The organism is Njordella aestuarii, from assembly GCF_056494165.1.
Window position 1 is genome coordinate 1,528,032 of record NZ_CM151397.1, and the last position, 25,925, is coordinate 1,553,956.

Consider the following 25,925-nt stretch of genomic DNA (forward strand, 5'->3'; position numbering starts at 1 on the left):
GCTGAGCGATTCAATTTAGAAGTCGCGGCGTTCTTGTTTGTCTTCGTCCGTTTTCCGAGGTGCACGTGAAGGTTTCTTCGGCCCCGCGACGGGTGCAGTAGCTTCCGGCTTGCTCGCCTCGCTGCCTGACTCACTAGTTGCCTCTTTGATTGCCTCATTACCCTTTACAGACGTCGGGGCGGTGGGTTCGTCTTCGGATGATGCGTCCGGTGCTGGCGTTGTCGCCGCCTCCTTCATTTCTGCATTCTCCTGAACGACCGCTTCCGCCTGTTGACTGACGTCGGTCGGTTTTGCATCGGATTTAGCTTTCGCGAGTTCGCTCAAAAGGCTCGCACGCTCGGCATCCCATTTCGTCTGGGCTTCCATGAAAATCGCGGCTTGCTGCTCTAGCTGCGTTCGCATCTCGCCGAACTGCTCCATGGATACACCTTGAACAGTTGTGGCGGAAGCTGTTCCTTGTTGACGGAACACTTCTAGCTCTTTTGTCAGAGCGGCGTTCGATTCGTTCAGCTTGGCAATTTTTTCACGCGCCGCAGCAATTAACCTTGCAGTGCGATCGTCGCTCGCATCGACTGGCCCTTCAAGATTTTCGTTCTTACGAAGCGACTCTTGGACCGTTGCCAACTCTCGTTCAAAGCCATCTCGCTGACGACGCATCGACTCTAACTCACTAACTGCCTTCTGCAACGCAGCTTCACCTTCAGTCAGCTTTGTTCGCAGCGATTCCAATTCTGACTTGGTAGCTACCTCAAGCTCTTGTCCTTGCAACTTTAGCTTGCCAGTAGCTACGCTCAGTTCCCGTTTTGTGTTATCAAGCTCTCTTTGAAGCTGGCTTATCTTTTCCGAAGACTCCGTCGCAACTTTCTGAAGCTGCGACGTTGCTTTCTCTGCCGAATCCGATCTCGCTTGAAGTGCAGCTTGAAGTTGTCGATTGGTCAGGCTTAATTGACTGATCTGCGTTTCAAGGTTCGCTTGGTTCTGATTAAATTTTTCGATCGAAGCATTGCGTTCCGCCAACTGTTTCTTCGCTAATTCCAGTTCAATTTGGACAGCAGTAGGCGAACGGAAACGGTAATCGCCTTCGACAGTCGGTGTGCTATAGCTATTATCGGCGACGGGGGCAACACTTTGTTGAGCTTCGGCTGACGATGAAAACTGAGACAAGCGATTTGCGCTCGATTCGGCAGGTGTTGCTGGCGTAACGTCGGGTTTCGGAGCAAGCAGCGTGTCAGCAGGTGCAGGATTTTTCTCGTAGCTCTCAGGTGAATTCTCTTGCACTTCAGCTGTTACGGATTCAGCCGAATTCGCTGATTTAGCAAGTTGAGGCTCGGAAGCTGGCTCGACTATTTTCGATGGAGCATTCGGCGTGCTGGGGAGAGACGCCGAGGCGGGCTGAACCTGCGACAGTGCCGCTTGACGATCATGCTCAGCGAAATCTGTCGTCCCACCGCCTGGAATCGGTTGCAATCCCAGACGCATCCGACAAACATTGCAATTCAAAACTTCAGCTGGGAGGCTGGCAAGGTCAACGCGAATCACCGGGCCGGATTGCTGTGCCGACGCCACGCTCGCTGAAAAACCGACGCACAAGCAGCTAACGAGAGCTGCCACAGCGAATCGCTTACTTCGCCAAAGATCTATTCGCGGCTCCGTAATACATGTCGAATTTTCCGTAGCGCGTGAATGTGTCATGGCAGTCCAAAGAAGGTCGGCGATTCAAACCCGCTCGCCGCAACTTCGCCCAGCTAATTGCAAGGCGGACGGAGAGCCAATAGTAGACACTAATATAGTTCAGCAAGCACGTGTCGCAAGAATCTGCCGGATCGTATCCGAAACAGTGGCAAGACTGAATGGCTTGGCCAGCACCGATTCCGGTTCAAACCGCTTCGCACGATCGATCAGCATCTCATCCAATTCGGCTGACATCAAAATGCACGGCAAGTAGCTCGGCAATTTTCGAATTTCAGCCAGCATTTCAATTCCGTCGAGCCGCGGCATATGAATGTCAGCGATAAGAATGTCGACTCGAATCTCGTGCAAAATCGACAGTGCCTCAAGGCCATCTGCCGCCTCGACAGTTAGATAACCCCGTCGACGAAGGCCTTCGCACAGGCTTCCGCGAAAGTCCATGTTGTCATCGGTGACCAAAAGTGATGGCGTTTTACCAGCCGAACTGCAGTTCATACCTACAGCCTCGAAAACCGAACTTCACGAAACGGGGAGCAGCGGGAATAATGTTTCTGCTGGCTAACAGCCAGTTTGGCATATCCACGTGCCGTTAGACGCACTAACACAACTATCGTTCCAAACGGCTCCATTGCAAAGCCAAATTGTATTTTTATCCTTAACCGACGCTTAATATCAAGGTGGATTCGCAGCAATGCAACCAAGTCCGTTCCAGAATCGACCGCGTCGAATCCCAGATCCAACGCCCGAGCAAGAAGAAGCCGCGCTGATTGCGGATATCAAAAACCGCGGAAATCCCTACATTCCGCGTGCGAAAACGATCAAATCGATCGTGAAAGGCTGGACGATTCAGCGGAATATCTCCGCCGAACAAACGTCGCTGATGACCGAACAACAGTGGCGAGCCGCCGTCGGTGACCCGATGTCAAGCTACACGCGTCCCGGGAATCTCAAGCGTGGCGTGCTGCATGTGACTGTCGATAGCCCGCTGGTGATGCAAGAACTGACCATGCGGAAAAACGAAATACTCAAGCATTTGCAAGCTAATCTACCAGAGCATCAGATCAAATCGTTGCGATTTAAAATCAGCTGAACCAGCCGCGATCTCGCTTTAATGATTGTCTTGACGTAACTTCCGCAAATCAATTGTAGCCGTTGGGCGCGAGCCCTCCGGTTTTGCGACGCCAGACGTCTCGCGCCGTTCCGCTAGAATAGGAAACTGTTTCGGAACAATTCCTTAGTTTGCTGGCGCGGTCGTGCTGCTCAGCTGTGCAAGGACTTGCAGAACGCCGTTAAGATGTGCCAATCGAGGACCGAAGCGGTCAACGAATTCGCTGAGCATAAACTCGCCTTCCATCAACGATTCTTCATTTTCTTCGATTTCATCTGCAATTTGTTCGATGAACTGCGATTGTACTCGCGACAATGATTCAGCAGCGCGTCGGCAGGATTTGGCCAGATAAGGATTAGCATCCCGCCATTGCTGGAGTTCGGTGGCCCGTTGCTTCTGCGCCGCATTGTTCGAAGCGATCAGTTGCTCGATCAATTTGTTCTGGCGCTCTTGGCTTTGCACCATTTGGCGGAGCAACGCAACGATCGCCATGGAGGCATCGACGGGTTGCGGCTGGTTTTGCGTCGATTGGGCAGCAACATCAATGCTAAACATTGGTGAATATTGCGAGGATTCATTGCCCATATCCGATTCCTTACTTTCGCAGTCGCGTTTTAGTCAGTCGCTTATAGAAGGTCCTCAGTATAGTCTATGCCAGCAGATAGTCGAGCAGATTGGAAATACGAAGGCTGCATAATTTGCGTAAGCAGGGTCCTTTTCGCTACCACCGGAAAAACCGATGAATTTGGTAAGGTCGATTAGCCGAAGAGTTCCATACGTGACCTCTTCGAAACATTTATCAGCCTATGACTCAAAAGAACAACGCAGACTGCTTTGGCTTCTTAACTGTCCGGTTCAACGAATCGGTTGGCTACTTCGGTGGCTTGTTAACGGTGAATTCCGTCGGCCGCCCGCTAGAGTTCCATTGCTCGCTGCCGATAAAGCCGTCGCGTGCCCAAACAATCCTGTACGGTGACTCGCTCAGCGATTTTCTCATAGGTGAACAAATATCGCTGGCCATCGTCAGCAAAGTCAAACAGGCTCCGTCAACAATCTTGACTGACTTAACTGCCGCTCTTACGTTGCGGCACGTACACTCGGTACCAATTGCTTGTTTGGAAGACGCTGGTTCGGAGCAAACGAGTCGCGATGGAAACACACTCGCTTTCACTGACGTCACGGACTCAACCACACGCGGGCCGAACTTGATAAAGCCACTCGGTTTCCCGCGCGCTATTCACCGTTTCCGCTTGGTGAATACAACCGTATCGACTTTAGAGGAATACAAGACCGACGAAGCTCAATTCGTATCGATCTGGGAAAATCTCAAGCCGCAGATCAATCCAGCTGAACCTTTTTCACGCATTGTGGAAGCGCTTATGGAGGCGAACCCATTAACGAAGGCCGCCTAGTATTTCCACAACTTTGCCCGTGTCGTTTACTCGCAACACATTGCACGTTTTGAGAATCAATCGCAAAGGTTCCATTCACGTTAACCGTTGGCTTTTGAGATGAACCAGGCTATGCCAGAGAACGTCGACGAACAACCGATCCAGGTGAATTCGATCGCGATCAAGTCGACGATTGACGTTGCAACCGAATGCTACGATCAGTGGCAAGAGCAGCAACCGATTCGCGTGCTTCCGATTGCACTCGGGACGAAACTTCCTAAAGTCGTCGGGTTTACGTTTGCCGATGCTTCGTCGTGGAAGAACTCAGTCAGCAACTCTGCGAATGCCAAAGATTTGCCTGTCGATTCCGGCAAGCCTCGGGCTGACACAGCCGTATCAACTTCGATCGAGTACACGGATGCGCCCGAGCAAGCAAAAAGAAACTTGCCTAGCACCTCGGGTAAGCTAACGCGATTGCGGCCGCCGGGGGATTTGGTGCGGCTGGAAGATCGATTGTTCTACGTCTTGCAACCGCCGCTGGAATCGATCGTCGCTTCCGCCCGGCTCAGCTTCCCTTTTCAGCCTTTTCCGTACCAAATGGAAGGCATCGCGTTTCTGTTCCCGCGAGCTGCCGCGATTTTGGCGGACGAAATGGGGCTCGGTAAAACGATGCAAGCGATTACGACGATTCGCATGTTGCTGATGGCCGGCGAACTGAATCGAGTGCTTTTGATCTGCCCCAAACCGCTCGTGACGAACTGGGTGCGAGAGTTCGCCCAATGGGCTCCTGAGATTCCCGTCGCCGTAATCGAAGGCGACCAAGCGAAACGTTCGTTTGGCTGGACTCACCCGCACTTGCCCGTTCGCATTGCCAATTACGAACTGCTGATGCGAGACCATCATTTGCTGGATCAGAGCAACATGGATTTCGATCTCGTCGTATTGGACGAAGCTCAACGCATCAAAAACCGCAATAGTACGACCAGCGAAATAGTTCGATCGATCCCGCGTAATCGATCATGGGCACTCACCGGCACACCCATCGAAAACTCAATCGAAGACCTCGTGAGCATCTTTGAGTTCCTAGCGCCCGGATATCTGCGTGATGATATGCACCTTCGCAGCCTCAGCAAAGCGACCGCTGACTACATCTTGCGACGCACCAAGGACAAAGTCCTTACCGAAATGCCGCCTAAAATGTATCGCGATGCAGAGCTAGATCTGACATCCGACCAGTGGTGCAGCTACAAATGTGCGGAAGAAGAAGGCGTCATCCGTCTGGCCGACATGAAGGAAGACTTAACAATTCAACACGTGTTCGAGCTCGTGTTACGTCTGAAGCAAATCTGCAATTTCGATCCACAGACCGGTTCAAGCAGTAAACTTGAACGGCTTGAAGCCGACTTGGAAGAAGTCGTCGCCAGTGGGCAGAAAGCAATCGTCTTTAGCCAGTGGGTGAACACGCTCGATCGGATCTCTGAGAAGATTCAGCGCTTTGGCCCGATGCATTATCACGGACGTATACCTTCCAAGCAGCGTGATAAGGTCATCGACCAATTCAAGAACGATAAAAGCAAATCGGTGATCTTGATGAGCTACGGTGCCGGAGCCGTCGGTCTCAACTTACAGTTCTGTCACTACGTATTCCTGTTTGACCGCTGGTGGAATCCTGCGGTGGAAGACCAAGCGATCAATCGCGCTCATCGCTTGGGAGTCAAAAGTCACGTAACGGTCACACGCATGATCGCGATGGAAACGATCGAGCAACGGATTCACGCCGTGCTGGAAGGCAAGCGTCAGCTGTTCAACGAACTGTTCTCGCAAGCAGGCACGCCGAAAGACTTGAAGCTCAACCAGAAAGAAATCTTCGGCTTGTTTAACTTACAAACACCCGATTTCAAACCACACTCGAAAGCCGCCTAGCTAAGTTCTGTTCAACCCTGTCAGCAGTGTGTACATAAGCAGACTCACTATGGGATATGCGTCATCTCGCTTTCGCTGGCACGCAGTAGTTCCGCAAACTTTCCATTTGCCAGGACTAGCTTTTCATAAGGCCCGCTTTCAACGATTCGGCCATTGTCAAAAACTAAAATCTTATCGCAGTGTCGCAAGGTCGTAAGCCGATGAGCGATCATGATAATTGTCTGTCGACCAGTACGAACGCCAAGCGAACTTTGAATATATCGCTCACTAATATTATCAAGAGCACTCGTCGCCTCGTCCAGTATCAGCACTGGAGCATTCCGCAACAACAACCTTGCGAGGGCAAGTCGTTGACGCTGACCTCCTGACAAATTATTGCCTCGTTCACTCACCGGCGCGTCATATTCTCCCGGCATCTCTGCAATCTCACCGTGAATATGAGCCGCGATGGCCGCTTTCTTGACGTCTTCATCGCTCGGATCATTGCAACCGTAGGCGATGTTGTCACGGATTGTTCCTGCAAACACGAATGGATTCTGTCCCACGTAACTCACGTTTGACGCGAGCGATTCGCGATCCAATTCTCGCAGGTCGACACCTGCGATGCGTACTTCGCCTTCACTGGGATGCAGCAGACGTAGCAACACTTTGATCATCGACGATTTTCCGCCCCCCGATTGCCCCGCAATTCCGACGCAATCGCCAGCATCGATTGTAAAGCTGACGTCGTGCAATACTTCCTTCCATTTTCCATGCGAGTTTCTATAGCCCGCGCGAAGGTTCCGAACATCAATGATCGTCGACTCGTTAGTGACAAGCGCCTGCTCCCGAGCTTTCGTCTGAAAGGATTCGTCGATCGGCAGATTCAGCATGATTCGAAGATCTGACATTCGCAGACTTGATTCATGCCCCACATCCACGACACGATGAATTTCGTTAAGCGGACTCATCACACTTCCGAACAGCGCCGAAAAAGTAAGGATGTCTCCAAAGCTGATCGTTTCGTTGATCGCCATATAAGTTGCCATGGCCAGAACGCACAAATGAAAGAAGCCTTCGTTCAACGCTTTGCCTGAACCAAATAACGACATTTCAAAGTGATGCTTCAGCTCGCGTCGTCGGCGCCGATCGGTCAAAAAGCCGAGGCGATCCATTTCCTTTTCATAAGTATTCGCAACACGGATATACTCAACACCCGAGAGTTGCTCGACAACTGTTCCGTCCACATCTTCGCAGTCACGCATCAACTGCAAGCGAACTCCCTTTTGGCTTTTCAACTGTCTCAACGTCAAAAAGACCGAGAGTGGTACGACGCCTACCATGATTAAACCCATCAGAGGCTGATTAAGCACCGCGGCGCTTAATGCAAACGCTCCCGTCAAAATGGCGGGCATGAAGTCGAGGAACATCAACCGTACAAAATGGATCAGCCCGTCGACGCTGCGAAATATCTTGCCATGCAGCGTCCCCAGCTTTTCGCTATTGAGCTGCTGCATCTCATACTGCATCACGTGGCGAACTACCCGCAGCTGCATATCGCGGTTAAGACCAGTGCAGGTATTTTCAACGGTGTATCGTCTCAGAACGTTAAACGACTCACGCATTAGATATAATAACGCGATGATACCCAAGAGCCCCATGGCTTGCCAGAACAGATCGTTCGCTGGGGATTGGGCCTTGATGCCGTCGTGAATGCGGTTGACTAAATTTCCAAGCAAGAAAGCTTGGTAGATGTTTGCCAGCGAGTTCAGCGCCATCATCGTCGATGCGCCGCCCAACGCAAGACGATGCCACTTAGGCACCATCTGCCAAGCTTGTTTGCCACACAAAGCAAGCGACTTTGCTTCGTCGATCAGCCAAGCCAAGTCTGATCGATTCTTGTCATTTAAGGTTTCATCCATCGTGAAATGGTATTCCACGAACGGCATTTAGTTAATAGATGCCTTCCAAAATAAGGTAGCTCTTGGCCGGCATGGCTAGAACTCAAACGACAAGGTTTGCGCATACTGCCAAGTCTGTTTCGCAATAATCTATAGCGGCAGGGTGACGCCTGCGAGTTGCAGTCGAGCGGGTTTTCCGAAGCGATAAAGCTCGGCCTCAATTCCCGTAACAAGAACCTCGCGGCGGCCAATCCATTGTTCCAAGACTAGACGTCACGACCAGGAGTGCCGAGTCGCAGTCGCTTGCGAACCAGTCGCGAAGCCACGCTGACTGTTATCGTCTTACCAATGCGTGAACACTTGTGGGTGCTAAGTTTGCCGTGCATGCTGTTTGTAGCATCTCGACGGAAATTATCTTGTTATTAACTTTTTGGCTAGTTGCCCAATCCACAGTGTTTTGAAAGGGGCAAACAGCACGTGACAGCCAAGGGTTCGAAATGGACATCGATCGGTTTCGAGCCAGGAAATGCAAAATTTACGACCACAAGGGAAATATTTTCAATCGGCTATTCGGGGGCAAATTGTAGCTAACAATCCGTTGCCCCGCCTTAAGGTGCTTCTTGGCGACACAAAGCTTTTTTTATATGTCAGCAGCTTTTTGGAATGCAGTTTGCGACTCTGCACAAACGGTTTGAGCTTGAATATGCTTAAGGCGTACACAGTTCAAACTGCCTGGAAAAACAGGGTGTAACGCGTAGATTTAAGATCGTCCGCAGCGGGTTTTCCGAACTTGCGGAACCGCTGGTCCGTGGTAGAGATAGTACCGGCTCTAGTCGATATCAACGCGGGCACCAAAATTTTCAAGCTGAACCGATGCAAGCCATCGGATATGTGTCCAAATCTCCTCATCTGATCTTATTCAAGGTTTTGCAATGTCTCAGTTGTTCAATAGTTCGACTTCGCTGTCACCAACAGCATCGTCAACGATTAGTCCGTTAGCGAGCGGGCGCCGTCACCTGCTCCACACGAGTCGCCATATCGGTGATTTCGCGGATGCAGGAATGTTCGACGACGACATGGTGACTGACAGCCGCGTCCATACACGCCCAGCACAGATAGTTGAAACCAAATTGACGTCGCGGCTCAACTCCACACGTCGCTCGCGTCCTGAATAAGGATCGTGCATTTCGGTCAACTCCTGCCGCGGCGAGAATCGCGCAGCGGTTGCCAGACTACGGGTTTCCCCGCGTAAGAAGCTGGTGCCAAGCTTCCGCTTGGACTAGTCGGGAGAAGCATTGCCTGTAAACGACTTGGCAGTGCTGTTGCATTTCGTTCTGGGCTTTGTCATCTCGGCCGTATAATCGCAGCGCCTCGGCAATTTGGTTAGTGTTACTATCATTGATGATCCAGCCCAGTTTGAATTGACGGATCCAAACGGCAAGCGCTGAGTCGTCAGACCCTGCGAAGAGCACTGGTCGTCCTGCGGCTATCGAGCCAAAAAATTTGGAAGGCACGACGGTGCCGGTCCAGCTTGCTTGAAGACTCACCATATGAACGTCTGCGGCTGCAAGTCGTTGTTCGAGTTCGCTTTCGGGTGCAAATCCGGCAAAGCGCACATTCTGATCCTCCGGCGAGACCTCTCGTTGCAGCTCGTCAAATCGAGGCCCGCGCCCACCGTAACAGAACGCAGTTGAATCGTCTCGCATGAGACGGGCAAGTTGTAGGAACGGCTTGTACAGATGAGCTCGTCCCAAATTCCCGCTGTAAAGCAAACCTAGACTCGCATCTCCAAAGAGCAATGCGCGGACCTCCGGTATTTTGGGTGGCACTTCATAAGGTTCGACAAGGGACCAAGGAGGCAGCGTGATATAAAGTCGCTTGGAAAGAGATTGCCGTTGAGCGACTTCGCTTGGAGTGGCAACTAATTCTGGCATGGTGCTTTTCGGAAGTCGCCGTTCATCACCGCTAGCATGTTGCAGCACACGTCGCATGCAAGGGCCGAGATCCGCGATGACATCGCAGCGACGATAAGCCCGTCTTAGCAGCCAATTCAGCAGCCGAGTCGTCATTGACTCGGGCTTGAGTAAGTTATCAGCGACAGCGGCTTGGGGATAAACATCGTGGCACCAATGAATGATTCGAATACCGGGACGAAAAATCCGCCACGGGATTGCTGCCAGGACGCCTAAGATAGGGTCGGTGCCAATGATGACCGTTTGCGGCTTGTCACGCGGAGTAGTGATAGCCCGCCAGGTCCAAGCAGCGAGAACGAAGATCGCGTTACCAACTCGACCTTTGTTCGATTTCTGGCTCCACGCGGGTCGCCATACGCGATGGATTTTTCCACCCGCCCAGGATTCCCTCTTGCTGTACCCTGCGTTACCGTCATGGCAGCTACGAACCGCCGGCATGGCAGTGACATCGCAACCGTGGGCCTGTAGGTCGACGGCCAAATCAGAAAACAACCGTGCGCTGACGACATCGTCTGGATTGAAGTAATGATAGAGTAGGACGACGGAATGCTTCATTGATTTGACAAGTTAGAGAGATTTCGTCGCATCTTCAAAACGTGCAACATGAAGCGAGAGCGAATCGGGTTATCAAATAAAAAAACTCCGCAGTGCAAGGGCACCGCAGAGTTTTGATTTTTGAACAATAGGTTTATCGAGAACTAAGCAGCAGTTGCATCCGAGTCAACTTTGTTCTTACGACGGCGTCGAGCAACAACGCCCCCGATTCCAGCCAAAGCCAAAACCGCCACCGAAGAAGGTTCAGGAATAGCAGCCGCGGTTGTGAATGTACCGATAGGCATGCCTGTTTGACCAATGGTAGTTGTTCCATCGGTGACGTCGATGCCAGAAAAAGTCCATTCTGATAAATTGAAGGTAGCAGACGGACCTGTGTCATCATTTCGATATGCCCACCCGTCAAGATAATCCCAAGGCTGACCTGAGCCGTCGACACCTTGCACTCCAAAAACATCAACAAGCGTCGCATTGTTAAACAGTCCGACTACATCATCGCCGTTTACATTGAGACTGTTTCCGGTGAACTGAGGATCAAAGCCAAAGTAGCTATTAAATCCCGTCGTTTCCGAAGCGACGTATATGTACGATCCTGCCGTAATCGAACCGGAGAGTGCGATGGAAGTTCCATCAAACGCGCCGCCGTTATTTGCATTATCGATCGTGTAAGTGCTCAAGTCGGCAATGTCGCTTGATGCATAAAGTTCAATTGCCTTCGGCAAACCACCAGTAAGTCCGCCGTCGATTATACCCGTCAAAATCAAATCGGCTTTGCATGTGCCTGCGGACGCTAAAGCCGCAGTCAAAACGCAAAGACTTAGAAAAAACTTCTTCATAGAACCTCCGAAAATTGCGGTTGATCTGACCGCCTGGGAACCGGAACCAAAACTGATTAACCCGCCGTTTCAAGGGATATGATAGTTGCCGCGATGGAGCCGAACAGTGTTAAAATGCGTAAAATGGACGAAGAAATGTCCCCCTGTGTTTAAGTTCGAAGCGGCACCGTAAAAGGCACAGGACGGCACACTCCGACGCCCTTCCATTTCGAAAATTCCTCCCAATTCTTGTCAGATGTCCTATTTCTCTTCCATCCACGATGGCGACGGGAATATTCGATGGAATCAACGCTTCAATCGGGTCAGTTGATTTCAGAGGCACGTCGTAATGCGAAACTGATCCGCCAAAATGCGCATGGAAATAGCAGGAACTACCAGCGAATTCACTGTCGGTGAATTTTCGATGATCTCCCGCGTACGGCAGAACGACTCAAACAACGCACGAAAGTGAAAAGAATGCGAGACAGAAGGATTAAGCGTATGTGCAACTCCAAAGCCATTGTTCGAAAACCCTTTCAGCCCTTATTTCTTAAACACTGGCAGAATTAGCCTTCCGAGTTGCCCCGAATAGTCGTCAAGCCGTTCTTCCGTTGTCGCGTTAATGATCCCGCGTTTATAAAAACATGGCGCATACGCAATCGGCCGCTGACGACCGCGACGCGCAACAGAGTTGTCCTTTCTCTGCATCGTGCGACGGACGCCTGAAAAAGTCTTACCCTCCTAGGTGATACGACCCGTTTCAGATACTTGTGTAATCGCTAAGACGCCGAGTTCTCTTTGAGTTTGGCGTTGATCGCAACAACTTTAAGTTCCGCAAGATGTTGCACGATCATGGCCTCGTAAATTGACATCATCCGACAGTATTGGTAGCCCGCCCAGCCGTCTAAAAATCCACGGCGAAGCACATACATATACAGAAAACGGCATGACGGCCGCATAGGAAGACTGAAACTTAGCCTTTTTAACGCACGACGGTTACGGACTGGATCTTGAAAAGCAAGTACACCTAGCCAATCAATACTTGAGCGATCCATTCGAAGGGCCTTCAGATTTTCTGTAGCTTCCAACCGTGCGTATCGCACATGTTTAAGCCACCATTCCTCAAGGCCTTTATTGAAACTGAAATGCTTTAAGTGGCCGTTCAATTCTCCTACTTTCCCGCGTACGTCCGGGTATTCATGTACAGAACGCTCTGGATAGCTGATTGAATCGGGTCTGTAAAGTCTGATAAACCATGACGGGTAAAGTGTACAGTTCTTTATCCAGCTGCCCAGAAAGTAATCACGACGACGAACCCGATACGCGACATTCTCGGTATTCTCTCTAACAACGGAAAGGATTTCTGTCGCCAGTTCCTCTTCGACTCGTTCATCTGCATCAACGGCAAAAACCCAGTCATATTTGTAGTCAACGCGGCTAGCAGCTTCACGTTGAGCACCGTAATTATCAAATTTGCGTTGAAATACACGTGCGCCCATTGACTTTGCTATTTCGCAAGTTCGATCGGTGCTGCATGAATCAAACACGACAATGTCGTCGCTCCACCACAGGGACCGAATGCAGTCTTCTAGATTTATCTCCTCATTTTTCGTGAGTATCAATGCGGATATCATAGAAACGGTCGTCTAATGTCCAATATAAAAAATATAGATATCATTCCGAAATTTCCAGGATGACGAGAATGCAAAGGAAATATAGAAAATCAAGAATAGTACTACTTATCTATCGCCGCATTTGTATTAATGGCGTCCACCGCTTTCTTGTTGACCAATTCTCGCAGTTCGCAATACTTTATCCGAAGCTCGTGCAATTCGGATTCGTTTAGCATCTTGGGAGAGGTGTGGAGAAGCTGAAACTGTAACGTTTCATCGTTTTCGACAGCTGAGAAACTGTTCGAAAGAAGATCTTGGAAGCTAAGTTTAACGCGGTTCGCGAAGTTCATTGAACGAACTACCTCTGTTCTACCTGATCGAAGGTAGGGAGTTCCATCTCTCTCAAATAATGAGAATATTAATATCCCGAATCTTCCATTTCTGCCTTTCAGGCCTACCTCGTAAATCGGCCAGCGGCGATTCGACTTGTCGTCATCAATATAGATTAAACGAGTGTACTCCCGCTCCCAGCCAATATTGATATAGCACTCCCATAACGCATGCCATCCTCGGAACATCATATCAAGTGAGATAGTAAGCGACGAATCCGAACTGGCGTACTGCCAAGTTTGCGACCTTTCGCCCTGGGAGTTTCCTACTTCTCGAGTAATTACATCAAACCCAACTAGTTTCCAGTTGTGGATCTGGGGCGGTAAATCAGGAGATTTTGGTAGATTGTCAACCCATTCAGCCTTTAAGTCTGTCACGACGTGGTTTGAAAGCTTCTTATATGTGCTAATCCATCCTAGCGACGACATTAATAGTACCGGAAGTGCGACAATGAAAAAAATGCCGTGAACGTTGGGTGTGCTACAATTCCCTTCGCTCTTGGCTTCCGCTGAACGCAATAATCCAGCTCTTTCTTTTCTGTCTGTGGCGTTCTGGATATATTCCATAAAAAGAACAGAGCTAAAGTGAATCCAGGCCGCAAAAGAAAAAGTAAAAAGTCCAAGCACCGTGTGCGGTATGCCTGAGGCTAAATCGATATTAAAAAAGTGAAGCGCAAAAATGATACTTACAATTCGGAATACATTTCCAAGAATAGCAATCAATGGCACAGTCAATAGTGTAACAATGCAGACGATCTTGTGCGGGCGTTGAACTATGAGCATAACCAACGCAATAGCCATCAATGCGTATTGGCTATCAACGCCACTACAAGCTTCTTCTACAAATAGCTGCTTCTCTGGAAGATGAAGGACGTTTCCCGTTGGAAGATGGATTATTCCGAAGATATCAGCGATTGAGCTTGCGCAGGTCGATGAAACATTCTGTAAAAACTGTACTAAGCGATGATCCCAACCAAACGGAATAGGAATTGTTACAAAGTTTAAAGATCCAATTCCAGCAAGCACGGGAAGGCTTGTGCCAGGAAACGCTCCGATACTCCAGACTAGCAACGCAGTCGAAAAGGCTAGATGGGAAATCCATTGACTATCGGTGATCGACGTCAAAAATACAAAGATCCACACCGGGAGAAGCAAAACATATGTGAATGCTTTGCGCCTGGTTGAAAGAGGGTCTCCGTGGCTTCCTGATTTGTATTCTTGAAAGTAGAAGTAGAGCGAAGCGGCTATCGCTAGAGGATAGAATTGGAGATGCTTAATATCATTAAGAAAATGAAACTCCATCACTAGCTGCGGCAATACGCCGAGAATTGGCAACAGTATCGCAAACACATTCCATTTCGTGAATAACCCGCAGTACTTGCTTTCATCAGTTAATTTAGTAAGCGAAAGTTCCATCGGATTAACGTCGAACCGCCTCTACTATGAGCAATTCGGGAAGCAATTCCATCGTGGATTGCGGAGTTATCATGTCCTCTAGTCCCATGCGTAAATTCGAGAACAGGTATACGATCGGCGGGATCCACTGGAGAGCTTTGTTGCGAGATAGAAGGCCAAACATCATGGCACGCATATGAGTGCAGGTTGCAAGTAATCCAATTCTCGGGACGATTCGGACAATTTCAAAACCCGCACTTTCAATTTCATATTTTAGTCCATCAATTGTCCAACGACGCATGTCAGTTGGATGTCGGTGAAGCCTAAACGTGCCGTGAGTGCTCAGGAACATTGCTCCTCCCGGACGTAAGAGGCGGTATGCTTCTTTTAGATAGCCAGGAACATCTTTTACGTGTTCGAGGACCTGTGTGCTGACTACCCCTTCACAGGAACCATCATCTAAGCTGTCAATCCGACCGGATTCTTCATTTATACTTAAATGATGCGGCAACGTGGGAGGAATATCGGCCGGAGTTAAATCGATACCGTATTTTCGGAACAATTCTCCATAAGGGCAATCGCCGGATCCGAAATCGATAACTTTCTTACCTGAAAATTGGGCACCATATTTTGATGCGAATTGTTTCAATTCGATGTATATGTAATGCAGTGGCCAGTACTCACGATGAAACCAGTGTGGTCTAGCACGGTCAACATTGGCTCCCTGTCGATATGGCATTAGCAAATCTACTTTCATGTTGCAGCGCTGTCATGGATTGCGGTTGCGCTTTTATCCGTCCGCAGACTGATTACTTTTGCTGGATTTCCACCTACTATTGTCCAGGGCTCCACATTCTTCATCACGACCGAACGTGCCCCCACGATGGCACCATCTCCAATAGTCACGCCGGGTCCGATAAATGCTCCCGCACAGATCCAAACGTGCTTACCGATTTCAATGTTTTCTTTCATGAGCGGCATTCCCGGAGTTCTATAATCATGCGTACCTGCACATAAATATGCGTCTTGTGATATCACAGTGCCTAAGCCGATCGAGACAGTTCCTAAGTTGTAAATGGTCACCCGGGGGCCTAACGTTGTCAATGTAGACAGCTTTAAGTTCCACGGCATTTCAACCCAAGTAGAGCAGAAAATGTTTGATAATCGACCCGCCTCTGCTCCAAGGCACTTAAGTATGAGAGGGCGTAAAAAATAGATCCTATGCCAGCAGAGTTGCCAAATTGTGTACCAAATGAGCAACCATAAAAGGCGCTTTACTTGCTCGGATGTAGTATAATTCACAGTGCTTGAGCTTACGTTATAGGGTTGCTTCCCAAAGCAATGATTTCGCGGAATCGAAATATTCTGCCAAGTGCTCTGACCGATACTGCGTACGCGCGACCGCCGAAACGGCGATAGAGCGGCAAGAGAATTCTTCGGCCCCCGTAGTATTCGAAATAAGTTTCAACTTTTTCGTAGCCAGCCCGGTTTAATAGGTTGTAAATTGTTTGTCGATTCCATGTGTAAAGATGATGATTCAGGTCGTTACGATCTACTTTCATTTTTGCAAGCTCGTATGGTACCGCGACAATAATAGTACCCTTTTTCTTAAGCACGTGGCGCAAGGTTACGAGGGTTTCAAGCGGATGGTCGAGATGTTCTAGAACGTGCCTGCACAGAATCCAATCGAAAGAAGATTTTTCCAAAGTGTTTGCTGCTTCGTGGCATTCTATTCCCGCCCGTTCACCATATTGTCGTCCGATCGAAGCGGGCTCGATCATTACAACTCTTGCTCGCTGCTTAACGGTCAGTAGATTATTTGCCATTCCACCACCAAACTCCAGGACAGATTGTCCCGAATGGACGTTGGAGAAATAGGTGTGGTCCGCATAGTGAGACCAGGCGATCGATATCTCATCATCAGCGATAAGCTCAGGATGCCTTTTAAGGTGATAGTCATCGCTTTTGTAATCAACCAGACTTACCAGATCAGATTTAGTTTCGACTCGCATTTAGCACATCCTCATAGACCTGAAGCCATCGGTCACTTATATAATTCCATTGGAATTCTGGGCGAAATTTCTCGCAACATAGTTTCATTTGCTGCCACGAATGATTATCCAAACACAATGAATCGATTGCATCTGACCATTGCCGTAGGTCGAACGATTCAAGCGTGATGCCGACGCCCAGTTCAGCGATGTGCCTGAAATTGCATTCTTGCGAAGACAAGCTTGGGACACCCGCCCCTAAAGCCTCAGTTAGGACTACCGGCATCCCCTCTCCCTTCGATGCTAGGCACAAACATCTGGCAGCTCGAAGTATTTCCCACTTCTCCTGGCCAATAGCAGGTCCATGGAATCTGATTTTCTCCGTTAGTCGAAGTCGACTCACTTCCTCTTCCAACCGCGCTCTGTAGCCGTACGCGTCTGGACCAACCAATAGAAGTTTGAAGTGTTCTTTACATTTTGACCTAGCGTATGCTCGGATGAGTAGTTCTGGCTGCTTTCTAGGGTCAAGATAACCTAGGAAAAGAATATATTTTTCATTCGCAAATTTTGTTTCGGGAGGTGCTGTCGATGCCGGCGTAAATCCATTTGGTACACTTGAGATACTTGAAACCTTCGTTAGTAGAGTCTTTATGTCACGTGCTTCGTATGGAGACGATGCCACTATTTGAGCCGCAGATGCGACTTTTCGTTTAGCAAAGAGGTGCCACCAAGCCATCTTTGAAAGCCGTCTTTTTGCCATCATCGAACTACTAAGCTTGCCATGTGGAGTGAAAACGTAAGGCACTCCACATTGCTTAAGAAATTTCATAGAGTTTTCGGTCGTAAAACTGAAGCATGTGTGAATGTGGACAATACTTTCCGAAGAAGCTTCTGCAAGAGTTTGGCGCAATGTGGATTCTAAGGCGTGTCTAGTGATTCCTTTCCAGTCAAGAACAGTCTGCTTGACTCCATTAACATGCCATGTGCCTGAGATCCCCTTCTGTTTTCCCATCTCATAATTTGTCGAGAGAACTGAAACATTGGCGTTTCTTCTTGCGGCATTCGTCGCGAGTTCGCGTACTATATTGGACACGCCGCCGCTTTCGGCCTTTAAGTCAATAAAACAAGGTGCAATATGGAGGATGTGCATTTGGGGAAATCTTGCGAATGGAGAAGTAAGTTTCAACCGATTAAAAACTTATCTCAAATCGCAATACTCTCCACGACTTGCGGGACGTGACAGCATTTCTTCATGAATCCTGCGCTCACTTATTGTGAACCGGTCTCTCAGTTTTCTAGCGGGGATTCCACCATAGATACTGTATGGCTCTAAATCACTCGTCACGACAGAACCCGCGCCCACGATAGTGGCGTCTCCTATCGAAATTCCCGCCATAACAATTGCTTGATAGCCAAGCCACACATCAGCACCGATTTTCGTCTCTTTAATTTGAGGTCTACCGCTAAAAATAATAGGCGTACCAGGGCGGTCGAACAGATGGTCCGACGCGACAACTGCCGCACGTGGTGCGAGCATGCTGTACTTGCCGATCGTAACTCCTCTCTCTACCAAGCAGTGTCGATTTATGAAACTGTATTCGGCCATTCTAACACTTGGGTGAACAACGGCTCCTTTTGCAATGTACGCAGTCGGATGTACTTCCTTCCATCCCATTCGCGCGGCGCGCGCCCGAAAGAGAAACTGCCTTGCGGCGAAATAATATTCTGGAAACCTTCGAAGGATTGTTTTCATGGCAAGGAGCGACGGTCAATGATTGATAGTTCAATCGGGTGCAGAAATGGCGTTTAGTGCCATATCAATAACGATTCGCTGGAATTGAGGATTGTAGAATCTTTCAATTCTTTCAATGCAAGCTGCCCGTGTAGCAGCTATAGGCTTAGTTTCTCTAGTCCAGTAATCAATGACGCTTGCCAGATGACTAATGTTGTCTCGCTCGAAAAACCCTCCGGTCTCGCCTTCGACTATAGCCTCTGCCTCAGGCATTTGAGAGTCATGGTCGTTATGAGTTATTACCGGTACGCCGTATGCAAGGCTGTGCACGGCGGTTAGGCCAACCATTCCCGGTGCCACGCAGACTGCGCAGAGCATTAGGTATCTTGATAGCAAGCTCTCTTCGTAGCATGCACCGGTGAATACGACGTTGATTTTATTTTGCAGGGCAAGAGATTCTAGCTTCTTTTTCTCCGGACCCTCGCCAATCAAGAGTAGGTTCAAATGTTTGCCTTTTTGCTTCAGCAATGCCAGCGCTTCGATTAGTGTGTCAAGACGACGTTGCGGTGAGAGTCGTGTGACACATCCGACGATTGGCGCGTCACTTTCTCCAAACATTGAACATTTTAGCTCTCGCAGATCCTTCTCTGTCTGTGATTCACGAGTGTTCTTTTGAAGCGGGTAGTCGAGACTATTGTAAACTACGTAAAGGGACTCACTCGAGAAACCTTCAGCGACTCCTATGGACTTGGCGCGGTTGCCGTAAAGTAAAAGCCCCGTGGGAATTGAATAGAACAGTCGGCGTAAAAACCGCTTTACTCCGACATCTTTCTTTGTCCATCCATGCGTCCAGAACAAGACTCTTCTCCGTCTTGCTCGGTCAATGATCGCGGCAATCCATGTCGTCAAAAAAGCTGGGTCCCCTAGGTATATCGTCGCTTGATGCGAACCGAAAAAGGCATACCATATAACACGGGGTTGCAATACTACCGGTCGGAATAAATATGTCGAGACGCTTCGAAAGCGAGTATTACTTTCAAAATCTGCAGCCCGGATGCTACCGTATGGGTCGGTACGAGCCCCCAAGAACTCAAACTCATGCTCGCTATTTTCGGTCAACTCACGAATTATTGGCTCGCGGTAGTGAGCAAAGAAGTGGTATACAACAAGTGTCTTCATCGTCTGTATCGATTTTTGTGTCAACATCGACAGTTGATGGACGCATCAAGCTTCGTCTAGGTATTGGAATTCATCTGCCTGTGGCTCGTTCACAAGCGTGACAAAATTGAGCACGCATAAAGCTATTATACCTGGTAAAATAATGTTGATCATGTCAAGCCGGGCGAGCGTGAAACCCAGAACGACGCACAGAAGATGCCTCATGCTCGATTCCAGCGGAATCTTAGCAAGCAATGTTGACAGCAGAACACTGACAATACCCAGAGCAATACCACCGTAAATGCCGAAATTCGCATAATATTCGCCTAACGAAGTGCCGTTTAAGCTCACACCTGCCCCCGGTAGGAAGATATTTCCAAAAACGACTGAGATAGAGTTGGGTTTGTCATGCCAAATGCTCCGCGGGATCCAAAACACGAGCGGCTTAATCAGGCTTGAACCCATAAGAAAATTATATTTTTCCGGGAACGCATTTACAACACCAATAAAGATATTGAGGCTTGATCCTTCGCAAGCGGCGAATGCGTATTCTAAGAGCGAATAATCTCCTGCCCGTTTAACTGCGCGGAAACCATTCTGAAGCCCTTCTACAAGCCCGTCTATGCCGCCACTATTCCACTTATGCATTGAAGCGCGAAACGTACCAAAAAGGACCATTGCGTAGCCCACGGGAATGGCCCCCATCGCGGTAACTACTAAATGTAGAAATTGTCGTTTTTCGTAAAGAATGACTGCAACGCAGAAAATAGACTGCAGTGTAAAAACCCGATTACCTGTCACGTACAGGTCAAATGCGCACAAAACTGCCAGCGCGATCAAAGTTCGACGAAAATTCCAGTTGGATTTTTGCCAGGAGGCTGCCACTGCAATCAAGGCCGCCAACCTCAGTCCAGCGAAAAGTGAAAGAATAAGCGAACCGAAAACGCCAGCGCTTAAGACGTCGTCTTTTGTACGAGCCCAATGGCCTGCTCCGGTTGAGAGACCACTTGCGTAAAAGAAAACTATGCACGAAATCAGAAAGACAAAAATCAGTACTATCGGTTTTGCTTTTGGGATTTTCGACAACCAAGACGAATTTCTCTGTCCCGGAAAAGATTTTGATTGAACTATGGTCAGGAGTACGAAATTAGTAATTACAAAAAGTAGAAGCGTGATCAAAATTTGACTTACAGCATATGTGTCTCTGCTCCAAGAAATTCGCCGCAATGGCCCCAAGCTTGTTCCGCCGCTACCTATATCCAAATTGCCTTTAATGAAAAGTATAAAAAGAGGTATTACAGAAATGTAAAAGATTCCTAGCAATAGACCGGTATTGAAAATCCATTGCTCCGCCCGAAAACTACGTAAGATAACCGCAATGAACGACACAAGTACTATGAATAAAAGAATTTCGTTCATCTGCAGATGACCGGCCGTCTTTGCGTGTAAGTGAATGCAGCGTTAATGCCTTTTGCTGCCATCAGCGTTTTTTGGAATAGCATGTCTTCAAGCAAATCAAGACATTTCAGGCGTACTACTGAAAATATATTATGTGACAATTTTTCCGAAGACTATGAAGTAGAAAAAGTCTGTAAAACGATCGTTTGTCAGGTTGAGCGATCGATAAATGACAAAGATTGACATCACAACTTCTGCTGCCAATGCACTTAATGCCACTCCCGGTAAATGGAACGACTGCATCATAATTAGAGCAAGGAGGCAAGATAATGCCATTCCAAGAACAAACACTGCGGCGACTTTCATGTGTTTGTTCGTTGCCATCATTGTGACAGCACTCGTCATCCAGAAACTTCGGGCCAGGACAATTGCGGCGAATGCAATTGAAAGTTGCCAATTGCACTGTACTGAGTTATTTGTCCAAAAAGGTATGAAGTACTCGGAAATGAGAAGTATCGCTGTGCCGCAAGCAATTGCTCCCCCGATCGATGCTCTGCATGCGAGTCGATGAAGCTTACGAAATAACTCAATGCTTCCGTCAGCGAAGGCGCGAGAAAACTCAGGGCGCATTACATGATTGATCATATTCATAAGATTGATGCTCGTGTTCGCCAATGTGCGATGCGTACTGAAAATAACGGTGGCTGTCGGTCCTCCTATCCATGCAACTATTTGGAGGACGCCTTGGTTATTTAGTGCATAGCCGAAAGGAAAGGCCATGTAGCCCATTGCAGGGATGAACAGGCTACGTAAAACGTTCTTGTCGCACTGTCGAACTCCAATTATGAACCAAGGGCTTGTTCTTAATAATAGCCTCGCCGAAACAATTAACATCAAGAACGAGGCGATCAAGGCGCCAATCGCTACGTAGGTCATAGACTGTGTAGTGAAAAGCGCTATCATTTGAGCGATCCAAGTTGCTACTCCTGTTGCGCAAGTAAGCCAACCTCCCATAGCCAAGTTTCCATCACAACGGAATCCAGCTGCAATAAGTCCATGAAGTAGGCCAACAAAGACCAATAAAATTAATATAATTGTTAGTCTGGTAAACTCTCCCTGGGTGATCGATTTCAGCGACATTAACTGAGTAAAATCAATTGTATTTACGAGGGCGACGATGAGGCTAAAGACCACAATGGTGATAATCAGAAGAAGTACAAGCATTGACTGGAAAGTTACAATTGCTTTGTTTTTTTGATTCATTCCGACTGCCATTGTCATGTCGTTGGCTGCGACAGCAGTGAAACCTAAATCACTCATTGCAATTATCGACGCAAGGGAAGATACAGCTAACCATTCTCCGTATAAGTTGATATTCCAGACCGAAAGGAACGCTGGTACGCTAGCGAACTGAATCATTGCGTTGCTAAACTGCGTCGCAGCAGTTGCGCCAAATCCGCGGATTAATCGTCGCTTCAATTCTGACATATTCTGCGATTAGTTCATTTCGTTGGAAAATGCGTATTTTGGCATGTCCAGTTGTGACGATTCAATCGACCCGGCAGTGTGCTACTACGCGAGAAAAACCATCTTCTGGCCCTTAATCCCCGCGCAAGCGTTGCGGGTGTCGATTACTAGGTTTGACCAGTCGACTAGTTCTTGATAGTTCACGTTTTTATGAGCCGTCGAAATTAACGTTACGTCAAAGCTTGAGACCGTTTCTTGTGTCCACTCAATCGACTTGGTCCCGGCCCAGTGAGAATGCTCGCGGCTTGGGCGAATGACAGGGACGTAAGGATCGTAATATGCAACCTCGGCACCTGCACTCTTGAGCTTGTCTAGCAAAATATAAGTGGGCGATTCGCGGTCATCATCGACGTTGGCCTTGTAGGCCAATCCTATCAATAGCACGCGGCTGCCGTTGAGGGGTTTCTTGACGCTGTTTAACGCTTCCGCGACTTTTCCAATTACGTAATTTGGCATCGAAGTATTGATCTCGCCCGCCAGCTCGATAAAGCGCGTTGCGTGACCGTATTCCCGTGCCTTCCACGTCAAATAAAATGGATCGATCGGAATACAGTGGCCGCCTAGCCCAGGGCCTGGATAAAAGGGCATGTAGCCAAACGGCTTCGTCTTGGCCGCTTCTATCACTTCCCAAATATCAATGCCCATCGAACCGTAAACGACTTTTAACTCGTTCACCAACGCAATGTTGACACTGCGAAAGATGTTTTCAAGTAACTTGGTCGCTTCTGCCGCGCGGCAACTCGACACGGTTACCACGCGCTCAACAGCTTTACTATAAAGCTTCACGGCAAGCACAAGGCACTTGGGAGTCAGTCCACCAACCACCTTCGGAATCTTCGACACTTTGCTATCAGGGTTGCCTGGGTCTTCCCGTTCTGGCGAAAATGCTAAATGAAAGTCTGTGCCAGCTGTTAAGCCAGAAATCGACTCCAATACCCCACGCAGGTCTTCATCCGTCGTCCCCGGATAAGTTGTCGATTCTAGGACCACCAGCGTCCCTAGCTGCAAGTGAGGAGCGATCGACTCACCGGTCTTCAGAATATAAGAGATGTCCGGTTCACGGTTCTTATTTAATGGTGTCGGAACGCAGATGATCACAGCGTCGCACTGAGACACTTCTGAAAAATCGGTCGATGCGCGAAGCATGCCAGCAGAGACCTGCCCCTCGATCTCCGACGATTCAATGTGATGAATGTACGAGCGACCACTCGAAATCGCAGCTACTTTGGCTGCGTCAACGTCCAATCCAACGACGGAAACTCCGCTGCGAGCAAATTGCAAAGCCAGCGGAAGACCTACGTAGCCGAGTCCTATGATAGAAATCATCGATGTCTCAAATGTGAATTTTTAAAGCCCGAGCCACGTCAAGGCGCACTTCGTGCCCGTCGGTGGCAGCTCGATTTCAAAATCGAGCCGACACCGTTAACACAATCCTTCCTGGGAACTTGCTGTCGGGCTCTAGCTGCAAAGCTAATTGGAGCTTGGTTGAAAAGTCAGATGCACGGCACTGTTTTCTCGATGGCTAACCAATATGCAGGGCGATCGTTCAGGTCGGTACGGTTGTACCAATTGCATGGTTTAGCGAAACGCACGCACTGCAGACCGACCAAGCAACGGCGTCTTTAATTAGGTACTCAATTCGGATTTGGCTCTGCAACTTGAGTTGACGCCTCGGTCAAGGGAGGTTCCGTTGTGCCTGCGGCAAAACCAGCTACAGTCTCTTGGCTGATCCGAGCTACCAGCTGTTCATAGATTTGGGCTACATCAGGAGGCAGCGTCGCTAGGTCGGAAACTGCGATATGAATCAAGTGGGCATGGAATGCGACACGCTGCGCCTGCTCTTCGTCTTTGGAAAGTTTGCTGAATATCGATTCAAAAGCTGACGACTCTTCAGCCGCTTGAGCGTCACCTGCAGTGATCTGCCCGTCCGTCGAGATTTCCGAAGCCAATATAAACGCCCGTTGGCCAATACTATTGCGTAGGCTCATAAAACGATATGGGACGCCGCTCGGAGTCTGCAAGACTTGCCCTGCATCTGGCTCATTGTCTGACCAAACTACTGCACGCCAGCCTTGCTGCTCGTAGCCCGAGATCAAAGCGGGTGGTTTTTGCCCTACATTAAGAACAAACTCGACGCGGTCCAAACCTCTGACGTACTTCCAGTCAAAAACAGGAGCGATCCCGCCATCCTTCACCTGCACCATGCTCGCTTGGTAGTCGCTCTGCTGCCACTCCTGAAGAGACTCCGGAAGTGTGTCGGCGACGGCGATGTTAGCCAGCGATGCGACGGGGATCGCTGTAGAACTTAATGCGGTGTCGGAGTTGGTTGCGATCATGTAAGTCGCGAGCAAGCCACTTAGGAACATCGCCGCGGCTGCGGGGATCGAGATAAACCGGCAGACAGGCACCTTGCTGGTTTCAGTAATCGGCGGCTTGCTTGCGAGCGTCTCTTCTTCCTCAAGCCATTGGTCGTCGACCGAGCTTGACCACGCTGCCGGCCGCAACAGTGAGGATGTAGCGACGTCAAAAAGTATCATTGCAACGCCAACCAGAATCAACACTCCAATACGAACAGGTAGCACCGGCAAATCGGGCGCAGTGACTTGTTGTCCATCTGCATAAACTGCCAAGATCAGTTGCGAGAGAGTCCCGTAACATAGAAACCAGAGGGGGACACTGAGCAGCATGATCGCGGCGGCAAGTGTTCCGTGACGCCGCGCGGCGACGAGTAACGCGGCAAAGGAAAAGAGCAGGAATACGCTGTCGGGGCCGCCCCCGACACGCGTGGTTGGAAGCTGAAAGAATCGGGAATTTATCCACTGCCCTTCGTGCAAGTGAAGGATGCCCATTGCATCAAGAGCGCCGCTTGTCCAACTGCCAGCAACATCTTGCAAGCTTCCCGTCGTCGCTGTGTCGAGCCCCCAGGGGAGCGGGATTGTGGAAGCGAGGAGCAGAGTTAATGCCAACACGCGGCTAATACGCGTTTCACCCAGTTGGCCTAACAGCCATCCGCATAGGAGTAGCGTTACGGCGAGATGCGCCAAAGTGGCAATGAAAAAGTATACCGAAGCGACGCCGAATAGGCCCGCCAACCCTGTAAGTATAGCGCCCGCCATAACTCGCGTTTTGTCAGGGGCGGCGGGGCGGAAATGCAAGAAGATGAGCGTCAGAAGGGCAAGGAGAGCCAGTGGCACGTACCGATAATGAGCTCGGTTCCAAAGAAAGATCGCTTCGACAAACAGCATTGGCAGCAGGCCGAGCAACGGGAGAACGGCCGCGAACGTAACCCAAAATCCATCGATCCCTTCAGAACTTTGTATATTACCTGATTCGACGGTCGTCGGGATCTCTTGGGAGGCAGACAGTTGCTCTGTGGTAAGTTCCATTCGAT

21 protein-coding genes are annotated in these 25,925 nt (G+C 49.2%); 3 read left to right on the forward strand and 18 right to left on the reverse strand.

Features of this window, described 5'->3' with window-relative positions:
* Positions 1-15: 15 nt before the first annotated feature.
* On the reverse strand, positions 16-1,692 hold the full coding sequence (locus tag SH451x_RS05855) for a hypothetical protein (protein WP_479361510.1): 1,677 nt from the start codon (positions 1,690-1,692) through the stop codon (positions 16-18).
* A gap of 99 nt (positions 1,693-1,791) precedes the next feature.
* A complete protein-coding gene (locus SH451x_RS05860) occupies positions 1,792-2,184 on the reverse strand; it encodes a response regulator (RefSeq protein WP_479361511.1) in 393 nt (130 codons plus the stop codon).
* Between the two features lie 196 nt (positions 2,185-2,380).
* Between SH451x_RS05860 and SH451x_RS05865 the strand changes: the two genes are divergently transcribed.
* A complete protein-coding gene (locus SH451x_RS05865; protein WP_479361512.1) occupies positions 2,381-2,779 on the forward strand; it encodes a DciA family protein in 399 nt (132 codons plus the stop codon).
* Between the two features lie 144 nt (positions 2,780-2,923).
* Here SH451x_RS05865 and SH451x_RS05870 read toward each other — a convergent pair whose 3' ends face one another.
* On the reverse strand, positions 2,924-3,382 hold the full coding sequence (locus SH451x_RS05870) for a hypothetical protein (RefSeq protein ID WP_479361513.1): 459 nt from the start codon (positions 3,380-3,382) through the stop codon (positions 2,924-2,926).
* Between the two features lie 221 nt (positions 3,383-3,603).
* On the opposite strand from SH451x_RS05870, the gene SH451x_RS05875 reads away from it, so the two are divergent.
* On the forward strand, positions 3,604-4,209 hold the full coding sequence (locus SH451x_RS05875) for a hypothetical protein (RefSeq protein ID WP_479361514.1): 606 nt from the start codon (positions 3,604-3,606) through the stop codon (positions 4,207-4,209).
* Between the two features lie 99 nt (positions 4,210-4,308).
* Positions 4,309-6,111 carry a DEAD/DEAH box helicase gene (locus SH451x_RS05880; RefSeq protein ID WP_479361515.1) on the forward strand — a complete coding sequence of 601 codons (1,803 nt, stop codon included), beginning with the start codon at positions 4,309-4,311 and terminating at the stop codon, positions 6,109-6,111.
* 47 nt (positions 6,112-6,158) lie between these two features.
* On the opposite strand, the gene SH451x_RS05885 is transcribed toward SH451x_RS05880, so the two are convergent.
* The 15 genes from SH451x_RS05885 to SH451x_RS05955 all read right to left on the reverse strand — a co-directional run bounded on the left by SH451x_RS05885 (position 6,159) and on the right by SH451x_RS05955 (position 25,920).
* Positions 6,159-8,012 (reverse strand): ABC transporter ATP-binding protein, encoded by a 1,854-nt coding sequence (locus tag SH451x_RS05885; protein WP_479361516.1) that lies wholly within the window; start codon positions 8,010-8,012, stop codon positions 6,159-6,161.
* A gap of 1,211 nt (positions 8,013-9,223) precedes the next feature.
* Entirely contained in the window at positions 9,224-10,519 is a 1,296-nt protein-coding gene (locus tag SH451x_RS05890) for a glycosyltransferase family 4 protein (RefSeq protein ID WP_479361517.1), read from the reverse strand.
* 143 nt (positions 10,520-10,662) lie between these two features.
* Positions 10,663-11,352 carry a PEP-CTERM sorting domain-containing protein gene (locus SH451x_RS05895; protein ID WP_479361518.1) on the reverse strand — a complete coding sequence of 230 codons (690 nt, stop codon included), beginning with the start codon at positions 11,350-11,352 and terminating at the stop codon, positions 10,663-10,665.
* A 758-nt stretch (positions 11,353-12,110) separates the two neighbouring features.
* Positions 12,111-12,965 carry a glycosyltransferase family 2 protein gene (locus tag SH451x_RS05900; protein WP_479361519.1) on the reverse strand — a complete coding sequence of 285 codons (855 nt, stop codon included), beginning with the start codon at positions 12,963-12,965 and terminating at the stop codon, positions 12,111-12,113.
* A 101-nt stretch (positions 12,966-13,066) separates the two neighbouring features.
* Positions 13,067-14,749 carry an exosortase U gene (xrtU, locus tag SH451x_RS05905; RefSeq protein WP_479361520.1) on the reverse strand — a complete coding sequence of 561 codons (1,683 nt, stop codon included), beginning with the start codon at positions 14,747-14,749 and terminating at the stop codon, positions 13,067-13,069.
* Positions 14,750-14,753: 4 nt separating this feature from the next.
* Positions 14,754-15,467, reverse strand: a complete 714-nt coding sequence (locus tag SH451x_RS05910) for a class I SAM-dependent methyltransferase (RefSeq protein WP_479361521.1) — start codon at positions 15,465-15,467, stop codon at positions 14,754-14,756.
* A 14-nt stretch (positions 15,468-15,481) separates the two neighbouring features.
* Positions 15,482-15,811, reverse strand: a complete 330-nt coding sequence (locus SH451x_RS05915) for an LbetaH domain-containing protein (protein ID WP_479361522.1) — start codon at positions 15,809-15,811, stop codon at positions 15,482-15,484.
* A 230-nt stretch (positions 15,812-16,041) separates the two neighbouring features.
* Positions 16,042-16,740, reverse strand: coding sequence for a class I SAM-dependent methyltransferase (locus SH451x_RS05920; RefSeq protein WP_479361523.1), 699 nt, complete (start codon positions 16,738-16,740; stop codon positions 16,042-16,044).
* Positions 16,724-17,869, reverse strand: coding sequence for a glycosyltransferase (locus SH451x_RS05925; RefSeq protein ID WP_479361524.1), 1,146 nt, complete (start codon positions 17,867-17,869; stop codon positions 16,724-16,726). The genes SH451x_RS05920 and SH451x_RS05925 overlap by 17 nt, the downstream gene beginning before the upstream one ends.
* 48 nt (positions 17,870-17,917) lie before the next feature.
* Complete coding sequence (locus SH451x_RS05930; protein WP_479361525.1) at positions 17,918-18,472, reverse strand: acyltransferase; 555 nt, start codon at positions 18,470-18,472, stop codon at positions 17,918-17,920.
* A gap of 30 nt (positions 18,473-18,502) precedes the next feature.
* Positions 18,503-19,630: a glycosyltransferase gene (locus SH451x_RS05935; RefSeq protein ID WP_479361526.1), complete on the reverse strand. Its 1,128-nt coding sequence runs from the start codon at positions 19,628-19,630 to the stop codon at positions 18,503-18,505.
* 45 nt (positions 19,631-19,675) lie between these two features.
* Positions 19,676-21,028: a hypothetical protein gene (locus SH451x_RS05940; protein WP_479361527.1), complete on the reverse strand. Its 1,353-nt coding sequence runs from the start codon at positions 21,026-21,028 to the stop codon at positions 19,676-19,678.
* A gap of 129 nt (positions 21,029-21,157) precedes the next feature.
* Positions 21,158-22,327, reverse strand: a complete 1,170-nt coding sequence (locus SH451x_RS05945; protein ID WP_479361528.1) for a lipopolysaccharide biosynthesis protein — start codon at positions 22,325-22,327, stop codon at positions 21,158-21,160.
* 252 nt (positions 22,328-22,579) lie between these two features.
* On the reverse strand, positions 22,580-23,860 hold the full coding sequence (locus SH451x_RS05950; RefSeq protein WP_479361529.1) for a nucleotide sugar dehydrogenase: 1,281 nt from the start codon (positions 23,858-23,860) through the stop codon (positions 22,580-22,582).
* 308 nt (positions 23,861-24,168) lie between these two features.
* Complete coding sequence (locus tag SH451x_RS05955) at positions 24,169-25,920, reverse strand: archaeosortase/exosortase family protein (RefSeq protein ID WP_479361530.1); 1,752 nt, start codon at positions 25,918-25,920, stop codon at positions 24,169-24,171.
* Between the last annotated feature and the right edge of the window lie 5 nt (positions 25,921-25,925).